Raw genomic sequence first — 16,011 nt, forward strand, 5'->3', positions numbered from 1 at the left:
TAACGATAGATAGGAATGTATCGTGTTCGAACGACAGGTTCAATCGCCGAGGTGACCGAAAATTCTCACCGTGCGGTCGGTTTACCGGCTCACTGAACGTCGGGCGCGGTGTCGATGTCGAGTTCGGCCGCGACCTCGCCGAGGAAGTCGCCTTTGACTTCGGCCACCCGCGTCTCGACCGCGGCGACGAGCGGCGGTGAAAAATTCTCGCGGAGGCCGTCGAGGTGCTCTCGTTCTGTCTTGACTCGCTCGCGCAAGAACGTCGCGCCCCGCCCGGACTCCTCGGGGTCGGGTTCGGGCGTGAGGCGGTTGACCGCGAGGCCGCGCACGTCGAGGCCGTAGTCGTCGAGTTGGTCGATGGCGCGCTCGGTCTCCCGGAGCGAGAGTTCGTCGGGGTTCACGACGAGGAAGAACGCGGCGTCGTCCCGAAGCGTCTCCTTGGCGAACGAGAAGTCGTCGCGGCGCTGTTCGAGGCGGGCGATGATGGGGTCGCCGTCCATCATCCGCCGGGGTTCGTTGTTGCCGATGGCCGCGCGCTCGAACAGTTTGACCGACTCCTTTCGCTTGTGGAGGAGCCGCTGAATCCAGCCGTCGAGGTACTCCGGCAGCGAGAGCAGTCGGAGCGTCCCGCCGGTCGGCGAGGTGTCGAAGACGACCCGGTCGTACTCGTCCGCGGAGCGCATCACGTCGATGAAGCGGTCGAACAGCGCCGACTCGTACGCGCCGGGCGTCTGGTGGGCCATCTCTATCTGTCGGTCGATTTCGTTGACCATCGCGGGGCTGACCTGGTCGCCCATCGCCCGCTTGGTCTCCATGAGGTGCTCGCGGACCTCGGTCTCGGGGTCGATTTCCATCGCGTCGAGGTTCGGTTCGTCCGCGACGGCCGCGGGCTCGTCGGTGAACGACTGGTCGAACACGTCGCTCGTGCTGTGGGCCGGGTCGGTCGAGACGAGGAGCGTCCGGACGCCGTCGCGGGCGCACTTGACCGCGTAGGCGCTGGACATCGTCGTCTTGCCCACGCCGCCTTTGCCGCCGAAGAAGACGAATTTGCGCATGTTAGAAGTGGTACTGGTGACCTTTGCGTTCGAGGAGGGACCCGCGGTCCCACATCCGCCGCTCCCACGCCTCGAACTCGTCTTCGAGATAGGGGAGCAGTTCGGCGGTGTAGTACGAGATGGGCGAGGGGATGCCGAACGCGTCGGGGAAGCACGCGAGCATGAACGCGTCCTCGTCGTCCTCGGCCTGCTGTTCTATCTTCTCGTAGGCGGGGTGCGAAATCATCCCGTGGTAGAGGCCGCGGAGCCACTCTTCGACGAGTTCGCGGAAGGATTCGATGCGCGCGGCGAGCGTCATCAGTTTACACACTCGCCCGCTGTCGGACAAAAGGGTATCGTTCACGAACGTCCGCGCTGGTTACCTGCGATTTCATATGTGCGGCCCCGGTAGGCCCGCTCATGAACGCGGGGGAGACGATTCCGGTGACGGTGCTGGGCGGGAGTCTCGGGGCGGGCAAGACGACGCTACTCAACCACCTGTTGACGAACGCCGGCGACCGCGACATCGCCGTGCTCGTCAACGACATGGGCTCCGTGAACGTCGACGCCGAACTCGTCGCCGAGGAGTCCGACCTCGCGGTCGGCGGCGGCGTGACCGAACTGTCGAACGGCTGCATCTGCTGTGAGCTACAAGACGACCTCGAAACCGCGGTCGTCCGCCTCGCGCGCGAGCGGTCGTTCGGCCACCTCGTCGTGGAGGCGTCGGGCGTCTCGGAGCCCGGCCCGGTCGCTCGACTGTTCGTCACCTCGCGGGCGGCCGCCCGCTACGACGTGGCCGGCCTCGCCACGGTCGTCGACTCGCGGCTGTTCGCGGACACCTTCGGCGGCGGCGACCCGGACCGAACCGTCGCCGAGGAGGGAGACGGCTCGGTGCGCCCGCTGTCGGACCTCCTCGTCGAGCAGGTCGAAAGCGCCGACCTCGTCGTCCTCAACAAGCGCGACCTCGTCTCCGACGCGGAGCTCGGGGCGGTCCGCGACGCGGTCGAGGCGCTCCGCCCCGGCGCGACCGCGGTGGAGACGGACCACGGCGACGTGGACGTGGACCTGCTCCTGTCGGACTGCCACGACCCCGACGCGCCCGTCGGCTGGCGGGCGGCGCTGGAGGGCGAAACGGCCCACGATGACGGCGACGAGGGCGACCGCGGCCGCGACGAACGCGCGGACGCAGACCGCGATGACTACGGCCACGGCCATACCCACCACGACGACCACGACCACGACGAAACGCCCCACGCCGAGGCGACCTACGGCGTCACGTCGTTCGTCTACCGCCGCCGCGCGCCGCTGGACCCCGACGGCGCGGCCGCGGTGCTGGGCGACCTCCCCGACTCGGTCGTTCGCGCGAAGGGGTCGCTGTGGGTCGCCGGAGCCGAGGACGTTCACTACACTTACAGTCAGGCCGGGCCGTCGGCGTACGTCGCCGCCGCCGGCCCGTGGGTCGCCTCCCGACCCGAGTTCGAACAGGACACCTACCGCCGCAACCACCCCGACTTCGACTGGCACGACGACCACGGCGACCGGCGGACCGAACTGGTGTTTATCGGCCGCGAGATGGACGAAGACGCACTCGCGGCCGCGCTCGACGCCCACCTGCTCGACCCCGGCACGTCCGCGGACGCCGGCGACTTCCCGACCGACCCCGGCGAGGAAATCGCGCTCGCGGAGCCGACCCGGGAACGCGAGTCGGTTCCGACCGCGGGCGCGGTCCCGGAGGGCCGACGATGAGCGGCGAGTCGGAGCGGGCCGGCGGCGACGACGAGAAGCGCGGCGAGGAGATAGAGTGGGGCGAGGGCGACCCGCGGGTGCTGTTCGTGATGAATCTCGTCCTCTCGACCGTGTTCGCGGCGGTGGTCGTCTACGGCCTCTCGTACATCGACCTCGCGGCCTTCTCGGTCGTCAACGTCGCGTCGGCGGCGCTCGTGCTCACGGCGGTCACGTACCTCGTGACGAACTGAAACCGCGGGATGGGTCACCGACCCATTCTCCGCGTGAACTACCCGCAGGCGACCGCTGGCGGCCGATAGCCGCATTTATGTCCTTCGGGAAACCGCCTTCTCAGTAAGATGCCCATCGAAGACCGAGACGACGCGTACCTCATCACGCACGCGCTGGCGAAGGACACGCTCTCGCGCCTCCGGGACGTGGAGACGACGCAGGTCGCCTTCCGGAAAGGCCTCGTCAAACTCGGCCGCATCTGTGGCTACGAGATAATCGACGGCGCGATGGAGACCGAATACGTCACCATCCAGACCCCGCTCGCGGAGACGACCGGCGAGCGCGTGAAAGGGCTCGACAACGTCGTCATCATCAACGTGCTCCGCGCCGCGACGCCGTTCGTGGAAGGGCTGCTCAAGGCGTTCCCGCGGGCGAAGCAGGGCGTCATCTCCGCCGGCCGCGACGAGGAGGCGGGGATGGACGACGACGGCGGCTTCCCCATCACCATCGACTACGTGAAGCTCCCCGAAATCACGGAGAAAGACACCGTCATCGTGGCGGACCCGATGCTCGCCACCGGCTCGACGATGTGCTCGGTCCTCGACCACATCCTCGAAAACGCCGGCGTCGACCCCGAGAAGCTGTTCGTCCTCTCGGCCGTCTCCGCGCCCGACGGCCTGCTCCGCGTCGACAACGAGTTCCCGGAGGTCGACCTGCTGACGGTCGCCATCGACGACTACCTCGACGACGACGGCTACATCGTCCCCGGTCTGGGCGACGCCGGCGACCGCGCGTTCCGCACGACGTAACTCGGTCTCGTCTCGTCTCGCCCCGCCTCGCCCCGCCTCGTCGCGTCACGGCTCGCGGGCGGTCGCGACGACCGCCGGCCCGGATTCGGGTAACGACTAAGTTACCGCCCGCGCACCTCCGACGCATGGACGAACCTCGCGCCGCCGGAGGGTGCCGACGATGAGCGACCCGTGCGACGGCTGTGGACGAGCGGTCGAAGACGCCCTCGCTCGTGCGGTCCAGTTACAGGTCGACGGCTCGACCGTGGACGACCAGCGGCTCTGTCCGACCTGTTTCGCGGACTGGATCACCCAGTACGAAGAACAGATGTCGCCCAAGCGGTCGTCGGACGACTCGACGGATTCCGAGATAATCGTCGACTGACGGCGTCGGGTCGGGGGCGTGTCTCCCACGACCACGTAGACCCCCTCTTTTCGGGTCGAGAAACGATTCCCCTCGGCGGGTTTTCGTTCGAGTCGAACGTCCCGAACCGAACCCCCGTAGACTACTGTGAGAGACTGTTACAAGGGGTGCGGCGGGGTCGACACCCGAGTCCGCGAACCCCTTCGTTTCGGGTCGAAGCCCCGCGGGCTCGCGGGTCGGGGGCGAAAAGGAAACGGAGAGAGCGCCGACGCGCCGAGGGTCGTCGAATCGGACCGACGGCCGTGCTACTCGATGTTCGCGCGGCCGCTGGTCGCGCTCCGGATGCGGTCGCGGAGCTCCGGGCCGTCCTCGACGGGGACGCGAACCTCGAAGGACACGTCGGCCTCGTAGGCGGCCTCGAACTCGACGCCCGCGCTTTCTAACAGCCCGCGAACGCTCCCCGAGTCGTCGTACTCGACGGTTACGGTGAACCGCTCGTGGGGAATCTCCTCGACGACGCCCGCCGCGTCGAGCGCTTCTTTCACGGCCCGGGAGTACGCGCGGGCGAGGCCGCCGACGCCGAGGTTGGTGCCGCCGTAGTAGCGCGTCACGACGGCGGCGACGTTGCGCACGTCCTGCTGGACGAGGACGTTGAGCGCCGGTTTCCCCGACGAGCCGCTCGGCTCGCCGTCGTCGCTCTGGTACTCGCGGAGCATGACGCTCCCCTCGCCGGGGACCGACGACGAGGCCGACCCCGCGGGCACCCGGTAAGCGGGGACGTTGTGGGTCGCGTCGGGGTGGCGCTCCTCGATTTCGGTGACGAACGCCTCCGCCTCCTCGACCGTCTCCGCGGGGGAGACGTAGCCGATGAACTCCGAGCCGTTGACCTCGAAGCGGGCGTCGCTCCGGCCGGCGACGGTTCGATAGGCGTCGGTCATGCCACCGAGTTGGCGTCGCGGCGTGGAAAAGCGTTCGCACCGTGTCGTCGGCGCACCGACGCGGGCGGCGAGGAGGGCAAGCGACGCGACCAACGGGGAGCGACGGCGACGGCGACGGGGATTCGAACCGGAATCGACGCGCTACTGGCCGCAGGCGTCCGCGTACGACGTACACCCGTTTTGGATGCAGACGCCGCAGAGGTGGCGCGTCTCGGAAATCGGCTCACCACAGCACATGCAACTGCGCATGGACACCATGCGAAAAACTACCGCGGGAGGTTACAAGAATCTTATTGTCGTGTTGACAGAATATTCGCGTGCCGACGGGCGGGCTCAGGCGATGGTGATTCGGCGGACGAAGCCGAGGTTCGACAGGTCGTTGAGCAGGTCGCCGGGAATCGGCTCGTCGGTGATGATGTAGAGCTTCGGGTCGTCGGTGAACTCGGGGTCCTCGCTTATCGTCTGGCGAATCGAGATGTCCGCGTCAGCGAGTTTCGAGGTGACGGTGGCGACGATGCCGGGTTCGTCGGCGTCGGCCACCTCGACGGTGAGCACGGAGAGGTCGAGCACCGGCGCGAGGTCCATCAGGCTCGGAATCGACGAGATGTTCTGGAAGATTCGTCGAAGCTCCTCGTCGTCGAGGATGGCGTCGGTCGTCGAGTCGACGACCCGCCGGTCGACCTCGGCCTCGCGGGCGATTCCGGTGTTCGGTATCTCGATGCCGCCCGAGACGACCCGTCCCTGGTCGTTGACGGAAAAGCCCCGTTCCAAGAGGAGCCGAATGACAGCCTGCTGGCTCGGGCTGCCCTCGAACTTCTCCATAATCTCGTCGAACATTCGTTGGTCGGGGGATTTGCGGGCGGATGCATTAAGTGGTCCGTCACCGCCGACGCCGCGGCCGAGGGATTCGGCGGCGACCCCGCCGGCGGGCCGCCGACGCCGCGGCCGGGGAATGGGTTTAACCGTCGGCGCGGAGACCGGTCGTCCATGCGCGAACTACGCACCTGCGATTTCTGTGGGACCGACGCCGTCGGCGTGTTCGAGGTACTCCCGCCGGCGTTGACGCCGGCCGACGACCAGCGGCGCGTCGTCCTCTGCGAGCACTGCGAGGAGACCCTCAGCGAGGTCATCGCGCCGCTTCTCTCCCGACTCGGCGTCGACGCCGACGTGGACGTGGCCGACGACGCGCGGGCCGAGACCGGCGCGTCCGCGACACCGGAGCGAACCACGAGCGGGTCGGGCGGCGAGGCCGCCTCCGTCGACGTGAACGCGGTCGACCCCGCGCCGACGCCGCCGGAGCCGGCGGACCACGACTCGCCCGACGAGGGCGACGACGCTGGTTCTCCGGGAGACGACGCGAACGACAACGACGGCGTGGACGACGAAGCCGAGGTCGAAACCGAAGCCGAGGCCAGGACCGAAACCGAGAACGAGCCCTCCGCGTCGGCGGCCGACGAGCAGCCCCGACCCGACGGCGAGTCCGGCCGGGGTGAGGAGCCGCCGAAGTTCCGGAAGGTCATCCGTATCCTCCAGAACCGCGAGTTCCCCGTCGAGCGGGCGGAGGTCGAGGCGTTGGCGTCCGGCGCGTACGACCTCGACGACGACGAGGTGGCCGACATCTTCGACTACGCAATCGAACGCGGGCTGCTCGTCGACGACTCGGGGACGCTCCGGCGGCCCTGAGCGGTCGAACGCGCGGAATCAGAGAGCAGGCGGCGATTACAGTTTTCCTTTCGTGCTCGGCGTGTCGGAGCGCCGCGGGTCCACGCGGGTCGCGTCGTCGAGCGAGCGCGCGAGCGCCTTGAACAGCGCCTCGACCTCGTGGTGGGCGTTGTCGCCCTCGACGCCCGCGTGGAGCGTGAGGCCGGCGTTCATCGCCAGCGACATGGCGAAGTGTTCGGCCATGTGGCTGGTGAACTCGCCGACGTACGGTTGGGAAAAGTCGCCCGAGAACTCGAAGAAGGGGCGGCCCGACACGTCGACGACGACGGAGGCGACGGCCTCGTCGAGCGGGACTTTGCGGTCGGCGTAGCGGACGATACCGCGCTTGTCACCGAGCGCTTCGGTGAACGCCTCGCCGAGGACGATAGCCACGTCCTCGACGGTGTGGTGGTCGTCGATGTGGAGGTCGCCGTCGCACTGGACCGTCAGGTCGAACAGGCCGTGTTTGGCGAAGGCCTCCAGCATGTGGTCGAAAAATCCGATACCGGTGTCGACGACCGCGTCGCCGTCGCCGTCGATGGCCAGCGTCACGTCGATGGTCGTCTCGGCCGTCTCGCGGGAGACGGCCGCGCGTCGGTCGGCGTCGCTCATGTCGCGTTCGATGCGGGCCGCGCATATAGGGATTCTCGTCGTCGAGCGGGCGGAGCACGCCACCGACGCGTCAGACGCGCGTCTGACGGACGTTCATGCGTTCGGACGCGTACGGTGGGGTATGCAGCGAAAGGGAGCGCTGGTGGTGGGGTACACCATCTGCGTCGGGGGAGTTCTGCTCACCGCGCGGTCCGGGGTCGCTGTTCGGCGTCGCGCTGGTGACGCTCGCGGTCAGCGCGGTCGTGCTCGGCGGGGGCGTCTGAAGTGATAGAGAGCGAACCGACGCGAAAAGTGTCGACCCGTCAGGGGGCGGGCGACTGATGGGCCACGGAGCGACCGCCAGTCCGAAACGCGACGTAGTGACGATCAGTATGCTCGTCCTCGCCGGGCCGTTCCTGGCGACCTCGCGCCCCGTGACGGCGATTATCGGCGCGCTGTTCGGCGCCGCCGGCGTCTACGGGACCGTCGAGAGCCTCGCTGCGGCCGTCGCCGCGTATCTCGACGCGTAGCGGCGCGCGGCGTCCCGACCACGCCTCGGCCACGCCTCGGCGTGCCGGCGACGCGACTACGCCTCCATCGCTTCTTCGAGCGTGAATCGACCCTCGTAGAGCGCGGTGCCGACGACGGTCGCCGCCGCGCCCGCCTCGCGGAGCGCGCGCACGTCGTCGAGCGAGGCGACGCCGCCGGAGGCGACGACCGGGATGTCGACCGCGTCGACGACCGCCGAGGTCGTCTCGAGGTGGACGCCTTCGAGTTGCCCCTCCACGTCCACGTCGGTGAAGAGGATGGCCGCCGCGCCGAGTTCCTCGTAGCGGGCGGCCGCCTCGGCGGGGTCGAGGCCGGTGCCCTCGGTCCAGCCGGAGACGACGACTTCGCCGTCTTTCGCGTCGAGGCTGACCATCACGCCGCCGGGGTAGTCGGCGGCGAGTTCGGCGACGATGTCGGGGTTCTCGACGGCCGCGGTGCCGAGGATGACGCGGTCGACGCCGCGGTCCAAGAGGTCGCGGGCGTCGTCGGCGGTGCGGATGCCGCCGCCGAGTTGGAGCGGCACGTCGACCGCGTCGAGGACGGCGTCGACCGCCGGGGCGTTCTTTCGCTCGCCCTCGAACGCGCCGCCGAGGTCGACGAGGTGGAGCGTCTCCGCGCCGGCGTCGACCCAGCGGCGGGCGGCCTCGACCGGGTCGCCGTAAGTCTTCTCGGTGCCGCGTTCGCCCTGCACGAGCTGGACGACTTCGCCGTCTTGCATGTCGACCGCGGGGACGACTTCGAACTCCGGGAACATACGTCACCGTGGGCGAGCGGCGTGCGTAAACGCACCGGATACGGCGACTCGGGTTCACCGAGGAACGTAACGAGCGAACCAACAGTTCGGAACGGCTTTGTCGCGCCGGGGTTCACACACACTCAATGAAACTCTTCGGTTCCAGCGGCACCCGCGGCGTGGTGGGTGAGAGCCTCACCCCGGAGTTCGTCCTCCGCGTCGCCAAGGCCGCCGGCACGGTCTGGAACACCGGCCGGGTCGCCATCGCACGGGACACCCGAACCACGGGCGAGATGTTCGTCAACGCCGCCGAGTCCGGGCTGGCGAGCGTCGGCGTCGACGTGGACGACCTCGGCGTCGTCCCCACCCCCGCGGCGGTCCGCTACTGCGAGAATCAGGCCGTTCCGGGCGTCGTCATCACGGCCTCGCACAACCCCCCGGAGTTCAACGGCGTCAAACTCGTCGGCGACGACGGCGTCGAACTCGCCGTCGAGGAGCTAGAGCGCATCGAAGACCACATCCTCGCCGAGGAGTTCGACGTGACCGAGTGGGACGCCGTCGGGAGCGTCCGGTCGGTCGAGACCGCGAACGACGACTACCACGAGGACCTCCTCGCCAACGTCGACCGCGAGAAAATCGCTGCCGCGAACCTCACGGTCGCGCTCGACCCCGGCCACGGCGCCGGGTCGCTCGTCACGCCCGACTTCCTCCGCGAACTCGGCTGCGAGGTCCGCACGGTCAACGCCCAGCCCGACGGCCACTTCCCCGGTCGCCAGTCCGAGCCGGTCCCCGAGAACCTCCGCGACCTCGAACGCCTCGTCCGCGCGACCGACGCCGACGTGGGAATCGCCCACGACGGCGACGCCGACCGGGCCGTCTTCGTGAACGAGCGCGGCGAGTGCATCTCCGGCGAGGCGTCGCTGGCCGCCCTCGCGGCCGCCGCCCTCGAACCGGGCGACGCGACCGTCTCCGCCGTGAACGTCTCCCAGCGCCTCGTCGACGTCTGCGAGGAGGTCGGTGCCGACCTCGAACTCACGCCCATCGGCGCGACGAACCTCATCACCCGCATCCGCGAGCTCTGGCGCGAGGGTCGGAACGTCCCCGTCGCGGGCGAGGGGAACGGAGGAGTGTTCTACCCCAACTACCGCCTCGTCCGCGACGGCGCGTACATCGCGGCGAAGTTCCTCGAACTCGTCGCCGAGCGCTCCGCGAGCGAACTCGTCGCGCCCTACGAGGACTACTACAACGTCCGCATCAACCTCGAATACGACGAGGAAGCCGAGTTGACGGCGATGCTCAACGCCGCCGCCGACTACGCCGAATCGGCCGACGCGACCCCGAACACGACCGACGGCTACCGCCTCGACTACGGCGACGCGTGGGTGCTCGTCCGCCCCTCCGGGACCGAGCCGAAAGTCCGCGTCTACGCCGAAGGCCGCTCCGAGGAGCGCGCGACCGAACTCGCCGAAGACGCCGCCGACGCGCTCCGAAGCGCGGTCGCGACGCTGTAATCGGTCTGAACAAGGAGACGTTCATCGAGACACCCCGCAACACACCAAACGATCTTCAGATGCTTCGTTGATACTTCCAGACCCAGAGCCGAATTCGGCGTTACAGGCCCCAAAGACCCATTTATCCGCATTTGAGCGTCTTTACTAAGATTTAAGCATTTTGCCGATCAACGATTTAACCGAGAAGTGACGCTGGAGAGATAATGATCCCTCTCTGCAGGGGCTGAGTTCTCTTTCGGCGGTGGATTTTACACACTTAGAGTCGGTGGTCCCGAACTACGTTACTAGCGGCGGCACAGTCCCCTTTCCGCTGGTTTCGAGGCCACGAGTAGGCCGCTAAGTCGGCTATTTGTAGCCCCGGTACGGACCTGCTATCTTGGGTTGTGAATGTAGTAGGGACACCAATCTCCTCGTGAGAATCGAAGCATCCACCGACGACGTCTGCGGGAGCGTCCCACACGGTATCGTCCAGTACAACGTTGATTTCGTCGATCACGTCGAGGTTCATCAACCCTTCTTGAAAGAGCGGGCTGATAGCCGAGATAAGACTCATCGAGCGTATCATTTGGCCGTTCGAAAAGCTACCGGATGTTCTCCCGTCAAAAGCCCCTCTTGTTATGTCGGGAAGAGTCGTGTACGCCGAATATCGGATTGGTTGGCCGGTGGTCCAGACACGAGGCGTTTCGATGGTCTTGTCGCTGTGAAGCTTCGGGACCATGGCCTGCATCAAATCGTCGACGTAGCTCGGGTGAAGTTTCGAGGACTTGATTTCCGAAAAGTCGTCATCGTCTCTTAGGCGGCGGGCTTGTTCCAGCAAGAATCCCTTGGTTGAAGCGAGGACCTCGTACTCACTAGACCGCTTGGAAACACACCAACAACCGACAATCGAGAACCCCGTCCCTGCATCGGCGTTCCCGCTTTCGTCGACGAAAAAATAGAGAATACGAGTCATTTGAAAGTGGTTGAAGTATTTAATACGCTACCTCGACTAAAATGTGAATGGTTCCACCCGTCTTCTGTGCTGACTAACACGAGAGCGGCCATCTCGATCTCAGCGCAAAACATCGATCTCCGCTAGTCCGTGCCGCTACTCCGCAAGAAAATCGAGACCGAGGTCGGCGACGAGACGTACCCGGCCGTCGTCATGGCGCGGACGCTAGATTCGTAGCGATTCTACGCGACGTTCTCCGCCGCTCACAGACTAATCGCCGCGAACAAAAGCGTCAGCGCCCCGAACACCAGAAGCATGAAGCCGCGTTCGAGGTCGTCGCCGTCGAGGTCGTCGTCCGGCGGGTCCTCGCGGGTCGGGTCGAGGACGAACTCCGGGTCGTCCGAGCGGGCGACCCGACGGGCGGCCGCGGCGCTCTTGAGCAGTCGGCCGCCGAGGGCGAAACAGCTCAGCCCCACGACGATGGCGACCAGCGAAATCGGACTGACGTTCACCATCGGCCCGCGCCCGCGGTCATAGGTCGGTCGCCACGGGAGTCGCCGTGGTCGCCGCGCCGGTCGGTGTCGTCATCGGTCGGCTCGCATCGGTCACTCGTCGTCGTAGACCGCGTCGGGGTCGAAGACGCGCTCGCCGACGTGCTCGCCCTCGACGGTGCGGTAGAAACACGACCGGTGGCCGGTGTGGCACGCGCCGACGTTCTGGTCGACGAGATACAGCAGGGTGTCGGCGTCGCAGTCGACGCGGACCTCCCGAACCTCCTGTGTGTGGCCGCTCGAAGCCCCCTTCTCCCAGAGTTCGTCGCGGCTCCGCGAGTAGTAGTGCGCCCGGCCCGTCTCGACGGTTCGGTCGAGCGCCTCCGGCGAGACGTACGCCAGCATGAGCACCTCTCCGGAGTCGGCGTCCTGCGCCACGGTGGGTACGAGGCCGTCCTCGCCGAAGTCGACATCGACGGTCATGATTCGGGCCACGCGGTCGCGGGGGTTATCTCTTGTGCGTCGCCGCGCGGAAGGCGCGCCCGACGCCGACTCCGCAGCGACTCAGACGATACCGAGCGCGCCGAGGACGCCGAAGAGCACGTCGCCGTAGACGAACGCGACGACGAGGCCGACGAACATGGGGACGAGAAACGGGATGCCCGGGGAAATCCACACCGACTCGCGGGTCGTCACGAGGTCCAGTCCGCCGCGGAGTTTCTCCGGCGACGTGCCGTAGGCGCTGCCCTCGATGCTGTCGAGGAACTGGGCCGCGCCCCACGGGTCGTCGAACGACCCGCCAGAGTCGGCTTCGCGGCCGTCGTCTCCGGGGGCGTCTCCGCCGGCGGCGTCCGCGGTCTCGCCGTCGCCGTCGAAATCCGCCGACGCGCCGCCGTCGGTGGCCGCGCGGTGGACCGCGCCGTCGGTCGGGTCGAACGTCTCGCCGATGCTGTCGGGGTCGCGGAGGGTCTCGGGGCCCGCCAGCAGGTCCGCGAACGTGAGGCCGCGCCAGCGGAGGTACATCCGGAGCGCGTCGAGGTCGAGGCCGTTCCGCGTGACGCCCTCGGGCGACTCGAACAGGCGGCCGTGGGCCGTCGAGAGCGACGTCACGGAGACGCGGCGGCCGACGAACGAGATGGGGAACTCGAACTCGCCGTCGGCGAGGTTCCGGGCGGCGAGGAAAAGCGGGTAGGCGAGGCCGACGATGACCGTGTTCGTGAGAACCGTCATCGAGAAGACGCCGAGGCGGGTGGTGGCGAGCGGGAACTCCGTCCCGGCGAGGGTGTAGCTGGGGAACGTCGGGAGCAGGACAGCGAACACCATGAGCGCCTTCGCGTCCGCGCCGCCGAAGCCGCCGAGCCGCCAGAACAGATACGAAAGCGGGACGACGAGACAGACGCTCACGCCGACGCGAATCAGGTAGAGCCGGTCGAAGACGGTCTCGGGCGGAAAGTGGCCGAGCAGTTCCCACGCGAGCAGAGCGATACCCAGCGCGGCCAGCGGATACCAGACGATGTTGGGGACGCGCCGCGTGCGAACGTCGCGTACCGCGGTCCACGCGAGGACGGGGAGTACCGCCAACCGCAGGAGGTCGGGGAGCGTGCCGATACCGAACATACCCGGAGACTGGGGGCAGGGGAGTTAGGTGTTCGGGACGGGTATCAATCCTGAAACCGGCCCCAGCGGCGGGTCAGAACGCCGCGAGTTCGACGAAGCCGACGAGCCGACCGAAAGCGAAAACAGCGCCAGCGCGGCCGCGGGGACCCACACCGACCGCGAGCGCTGGTAGCCGACGGCGGCGAGTCCGAACGCGAGCGCCCACAAGACGTGTTCGACGCCGCCGGGAACGTCGACGAAGACGGTTCCGAAGACAACGAGACCGAGCAGTCCGAAGGCGAACACGGGGGCGAGCGTCGGTCGCGAGACGGGCCGAAGCGAGCGCTCGGCCGCGCTTCGGTACGTCACGCCGACCGCGACACAGCCGCAGACGGTCGCGACGAGGAGCAGGCCGAGGACGGTGACGCGCCACGGTTTCGGGAAGACGACCAGCGTGAAGGCGGCGTCCCGAAGCACCGACTGAAAGAACGTCGCGAGCGCGAGTCCGACCCGCGACGAGGCGAGGTCGAACACGGCCGCGACGAGGAACCCGAAGCCGAGACCGGAGAGAACCACGTCTTCGGCGGCCCGTGCTGCCGCCGCTCCAACTGACGCCTCGGGGTGGTACGTCCACCCGACGAGCGCGGCGAGCGAGGCGTCGAAGCCGACCGCGAGGAGCGCGCTCGCGGCGACGACGGCGATCCCGGCGCGAGAGCCGCCGCCAGCGCGTCGGTGATGCGGGAGCGCTCGGGGAGACCGAACGACGGCGGGACACCGCGATAGCGCGCGTAGACGAGCGTCGGAACCGCGAGGCCGGCGACGTTCGGCGACGCGAGCGCGCCGACTACCGGGACGCCGAGAAGTCTGAGCGACACCCAGTAGCTGGCCGCGCTCGCGGCTGCGAGACAGGCAAGAAACAGCCCGATTCGACCGAGTTCGGACGCTTCGCTGGGGTGCGAGCGGTCGGGTCGAAACGCGCGGACGGCGGTCGCGAACCTCGACACGGGTGGAGCGACCGCGCCGCGGGACAAATCGCTGTCGGCTCGCGGCTCACTGCGCGGACATATGGCGGACCCACCGGTCACGGGTCGGCGCGTCGAAAGAAATGTGCGGGTGAGCGCCTTAGATGACGCGGTTCTGCAGGTAGTCGAGGTGCTTCGCGTTGTAGACGATCTTGACCTCGTCCTCGACCGGCGAACCGATGCAGGTGAGGCGGACGTTCTTCTCGTTGACTTCCTCGTCGGAGAGAATCTGCTGCATGTCCATGTCGATTTCGCCCTCCTTCACGATGGCTGCACAGTTCGCACAGGCACCTGCGCGGCAGCTGAAGGGCCAGTCGTAGCCCTGCGCCTCGGCGGCTTCCAGGATGTACTCGCCCTGGTTCACTTCCATCTCACCGTAGTCTTCGGCGTCGAGACCGGCGTCGGCGGCCTGCTCGAAGAGGCCGTCGTCGTCGAGGTCCCAGCCGTTGTCGTCGAGAACTTCGTAGTTGAGGTAGGTTACCGTGGGCATCGACAGAGGATTCGAAGGCCACCCCATTAGACTTTGCTGTTCCGTGCGCCGAATTCGGCCCGCGTTCCGGCGGCGACCGCCCGTTTATTACATTTTTGACCGTGATGATTGCAGAATGACAGGTGCGACGGGTGCACGGGTCAGACAATGCCGGCGGAGAACAGCGCGTACGACGCGAGGGCCGAAAGCGAGGGCGTGAGCATCCAGAAGAAGATGACCCGCCCGGTCGTGCCGGGGTCGAACAGGTCCTGCGCGGAGAGTTCGTCGGGGGCTTCCTCGCCCATCTTCGGCACCTCGTCCTCGCGTTCGACGGTGAGGGCATTGACCGATACCTGCGGGGCCTCGCCGCCGCTCAGGGCCTCGCCGAGAGTGACAGTTCGGGTCGCCCGTCCCCAGCCGAGGCCGACGATGCACATCGTCGCGCTCACGGCGAGGCTGGCGGGGATACCGATGGCCGACAGGAAGGAGATGAGCGACGCGCTCACCGTCTCGACGATGAGCGCCGCGAGGATGGGCAACTGCGTGAGGTCGTTGCCGACGGTGTCGAGCGTCCGACGGGCGATGGTGAACGCGCCGAGGCCGATAGCGCCGCCGGCGATGAGGATGCCCGTATTCATCTCGAGCGCGCCGTTGCCGACGAGCGGGGCGACCGCGTTGGCGACGTTCGACGCGCCCGCGGAGAACGCCATGTAACAGGCGACGACGACGACGAGGACGGTGCTGCCGAACTCGCGGTAGGTCGTGTTCGGGCCGAGTCGCGGCCGCGGGAAGCCGCCGTCGCGGTCGAGCCTGACGAGGGCACCGGGGCTCTGGTCGAGTTTGAGCCACGCATCGAGGTAAGGGTAGATGTACCGACCGATGACCGCGCAGATCCAGAAGGCGATGACGGGCGCGACGATCCACCACGAGATGATTTCGAGCATCACGCGGGAGTCGAGCGACCCGTTGGCGAGGCCGAGACCCGCGATGGCCCCGACCGCCGTCATCGACGTGGAGGCGGGGACGCCGAAGGTGTTAGAGACCAACAGCGCGAGGCCGACGAAAAAGAGGACGGCGACGCTCGCCGCGAGGGTGAACTCGCTTTGCGGGACGATTTCGCCGCCCATCTTGGCGACGACCTCCCTCCCGAGCGTCCACCCGCCGAGGAGCGCGAACCCCGTCATCAGGGCCGCTGCGGCGAGTTTCCCGAGCACACCGCTCCCGACCGCGGGACCGAAGGAGACCCCCGTGGACGAGCCGCCGATGTTGAACCCGACGAACACTGCCACCAGGAGACCGACGAAGAGGAGTGCTTCTACCACGGAACTACCAACTGG

General features: G+C 67.7%; 19 protein-coding genes and 1 pseudogene. 7 read left to right on the plus strand and 13 right to left on the minus strand.

All coding sequences use genetic code 11. The features are described from left to right. Positions 1 to 89: 89 nt before the first annotated feature. Positions 90 to 1,055, minus strand: coding sequence for an ArsA family ATPase (locus tag HVO_RS19105; RefSeq protein ID WP_004044857.1), 966 nt, complete (start codon positions 1,053 to 1,055; stop codon positions 90 to 92). A gap of 1 nt (position 1,056) precedes the next feature. Beyond that, entirely contained in the window at positions 1,057 to 1,353 is a 297-nt protein-coding gene (locus tag HVO_RS19110; protein ID WP_004044859.1) for a hypothetical protein, read from the minus strand. Between the two features lie 101 nt (positions 1,354 to 1,454). Between HVO_RS19110 and HVO_RS19115 the strand changes: the two genes are divergently transcribed. The 4 genes from HVO_RS19115 (at position 1,455) to HVO_RS19130 (ending at position 4,163) form a co-directional block, all read left to right on the plus strand. Beyond that, positions 1,455 to 2,780, plus strand: a complete 1,326-nt coding sequence (locus HVO_RS19115) for a CobW family GTP-binding protein (RefSeq protein WP_004044860.1) — start codon at positions 1,455 to 1,457, stop codon at positions 2,778 to 2,780. Next, positions 2,777 to 3,010: a hypothetical protein gene (locus HVO_RS19120; protein WP_004044862.1), complete on the plus strand. Its 234-nt coding sequence runs from the start codon at positions 2,777 to 2,779 to the stop codon at positions 3,008 to 3,010. Before HVO_RS19115 ends, HVO_RS19120 begins: the two co-directional genes overlap by 4 nt. A 108-nt stretch (positions 3,011 to 3,118) precedes the next feature. Next, on the plus strand, positions 3,119 to 3,799 hold the full coding sequence (upp, locus tag HVO_RS19125) for a uracil phosphoribosyltransferase (protein WP_004044864.1): 681 nt from the start codon (positions 3,119 to 3,121) through the stop codon (positions 3,797 to 3,799). A 160-nt stretch (positions 3,800 to 3,959) separates the two neighbouring features. Beyond that, a complete protein-coding gene (locus tag HVO_RS19130; protein WP_004044866.1) occupies positions 3,960 to 4,163 on the plus strand; it encodes a DUF7569 family protein in 204 nt (67 codons plus the stop codon). Between the two features lie 284 nt (positions 4,164 to 4,447). Here the strand turns inward: HVO_RS19130 and HVO_RS19135 are convergent, their stop codons facing one another. Next, entirely contained in the window at positions 4,448 to 5,080 is a 633-nt protein-coding gene (locus HVO_RS19135) for an IMPACT family protein (RefSeq protein ID WP_004044868.1), read from the minus strand. A gap of 333 nt (positions 5,081 to 5,413) precedes the next feature. Next, entirely contained in the window at positions 5,414 to 5,917 is a 504-nt protein-coding gene (locus HVO_RS19140) for an ACT domain-containing protein (RefSeq protein WP_004044870.1), read from the minus strand. A gap of 150 nt (positions 5,918 to 6,067) precedes the next feature. Between HVO_RS19140 and HVO_RS19145 the strand changes: the two genes are divergently transcribed. Next, the gene (locus HVO_RS19145) at positions 6,068 to 6,763 is read left to right on the plus strand and encodes a hypothetical protein (protein ID WP_004044872.1); all 696 of its coding nucleotides are present in this window, start codon (positions 6,068 to 6,070) and stop codon (positions 6,761 to 6,763) included. Between the two features lie 36 nt (positions 6,764 to 6,799). On the opposite strand, the gene hisB is transcribed toward HVO_RS19145, so the two are convergent. After that, positions 6,800 to 7,393 (minus strand): imidazoleglycerol-phosphate dehydratase HisB, encoded by a 594-nt coding sequence (gene hisB / locus HVO_RS19150; protein ID WP_004044873.1) that lies wholly within the window; start codon positions 7,391 to 7,393, stop codon positions 6,800 to 6,802. A gap of 320 nt (positions 7,394 to 7,713) precedes the next feature. On the opposite strand from hisB, the gene HVO_RS19155 reads away from it, so the two are divergent. Beyond that, positions 7,714 to 7,902: a hypothetical protein gene (locus HVO_RS19155; RefSeq protein ID WP_004044886.1), complete on the plus strand. Its 189-nt coding sequence runs from the start codon at positions 7,714 to 7,716 to the stop codon at positions 7,900 to 7,902. Between the two features lie 56 nt (positions 7,903 to 7,958). Here HVO_RS19155 and hisA read toward each other — a convergent pair whose 3' ends face one another. Next, the gene (hisA, locus tag HVO_RS19160; RefSeq protein ID WP_004044888.1) at positions 7,959 to 8,675 is read right to left on the minus strand and encodes a 1-(5-phosphoribosyl)-5-[(5-phosphoribosylamino)methylideneamino]imidazole-4-carboxamide isomerase; all 717 of its coding nucleotides are present in this window, start codon (positions 8,673 to 8,675) and stop codon (positions 7,959 to 7,961) included. Positions 8,676 to 8,800: 125 nt separating this feature from the next. Between hisA and glmM the strand changes: the two genes are divergently transcribed. Further along, positions 8,801 to 10,165 carry a phosphoglucosamine mutase gene (glmM, locus tag HVO_RS19165; RefSeq protein ID WP_004044889.1) on the plus strand — a complete coding sequence of 455 codons (1,365 nt, stop codon included), beginning with the start codon at positions 8,801 to 8,803 and terminating at the stop codon, positions 10,163 to 10,165. A 256-nt stretch (positions 10,166 to 10,421) separates the two neighbouring features. On the opposite strand, the gene HVO_RS19170 is transcribed toward glmM, so the two are convergent. From HVO_RS19170 to HVO_RS19200, 7 genes and pseudogenes are all read right to left on the minus strand, one after another. After that, on the minus strand, positions 10,422 to 11,117 hold the full coding sequence (locus tag HVO_RS19170) for a DUF3800 domain-containing protein (RefSeq protein ID WP_004044891.1): 696 nt from the start codon (positions 11,115 to 11,117) through the stop codon (positions 10,422 to 10,424). 242 nt (positions 11,118 to 11,359) lie between these two features. Beyond that, the gene (locus HVO_RS19175; protein ID WP_004044893.1) at positions 11,360 to 11,611 is read right to left on the minus strand and encodes a hypothetical protein; all 252 of its coding nucleotides are present in this window, start codon (positions 11,609 to 11,611) and stop codon (positions 11,360 to 11,362) included. A gap of 90 nt (positions 11,612 to 11,701) precedes the next feature. Beyond that, the gene (hisI, locus tag HVO_RS19180; protein WP_004044895.1) at positions 11,702 to 12,070 is read right to left on the minus strand and encodes a phosphoribosyl-AMP cyclohydrolase; all 369 of its coding nucleotides are present in this window, start codon (positions 12,068 to 12,070) and stop codon (positions 11,702 to 11,704) included. A gap of 81 nt (positions 12,071 to 12,151) precedes the next feature. Then, on the minus strand, positions 12,152 to 13,204 hold the full coding sequence (locus tag HVO_RS19185; RefSeq protein ID WP_004044896.1) for an A24 family peptidase: 1,053 nt from the start codon (positions 13,202 to 13,204) through the stop codon (positions 12,152 to 12,154). A gap of 73 nt (positions 13,205 to 13,277) precedes the next feature. Continuing rightward, positions 13,278 to 14,187: pseudogene (locus HVO_RS21500) on the minus strand (hypothetical protein). Positions 14,188 to 14,305: 118 nt separating this feature from the next. After that, entirely contained in the window at positions 14,306 to 14,695 is a 390-nt protein-coding gene (gene fer / locus HVO_RS19195; protein WP_004044900.1) for a ferredoxin Fer, read from the minus strand. Between the two features lie 140 nt (positions 14,696 to 14,835). Then, positions 14,836 to 15,957 (minus strand): inorganic phosphate transporter, encoded by a 1,122-nt coding sequence (locus tag HVO_RS19200; protein ID WP_004044902.1) that lies wholly within the window; start codon positions 15,955 to 15,957, stop codon positions 14,836 to 14,838. Positions 15,958 to 16,011: the final 54 nt, after the last annotated feature.

Origin of the sequence: Haloferax volcanii DS2 (assembly GCF_000025685.1) — an archaeon.
GTDB lineage: Archaea > Halobacteriota > Halobacteria > Halobacteriales > Haloferacaceae > Haloferax > Haloferax volcanii.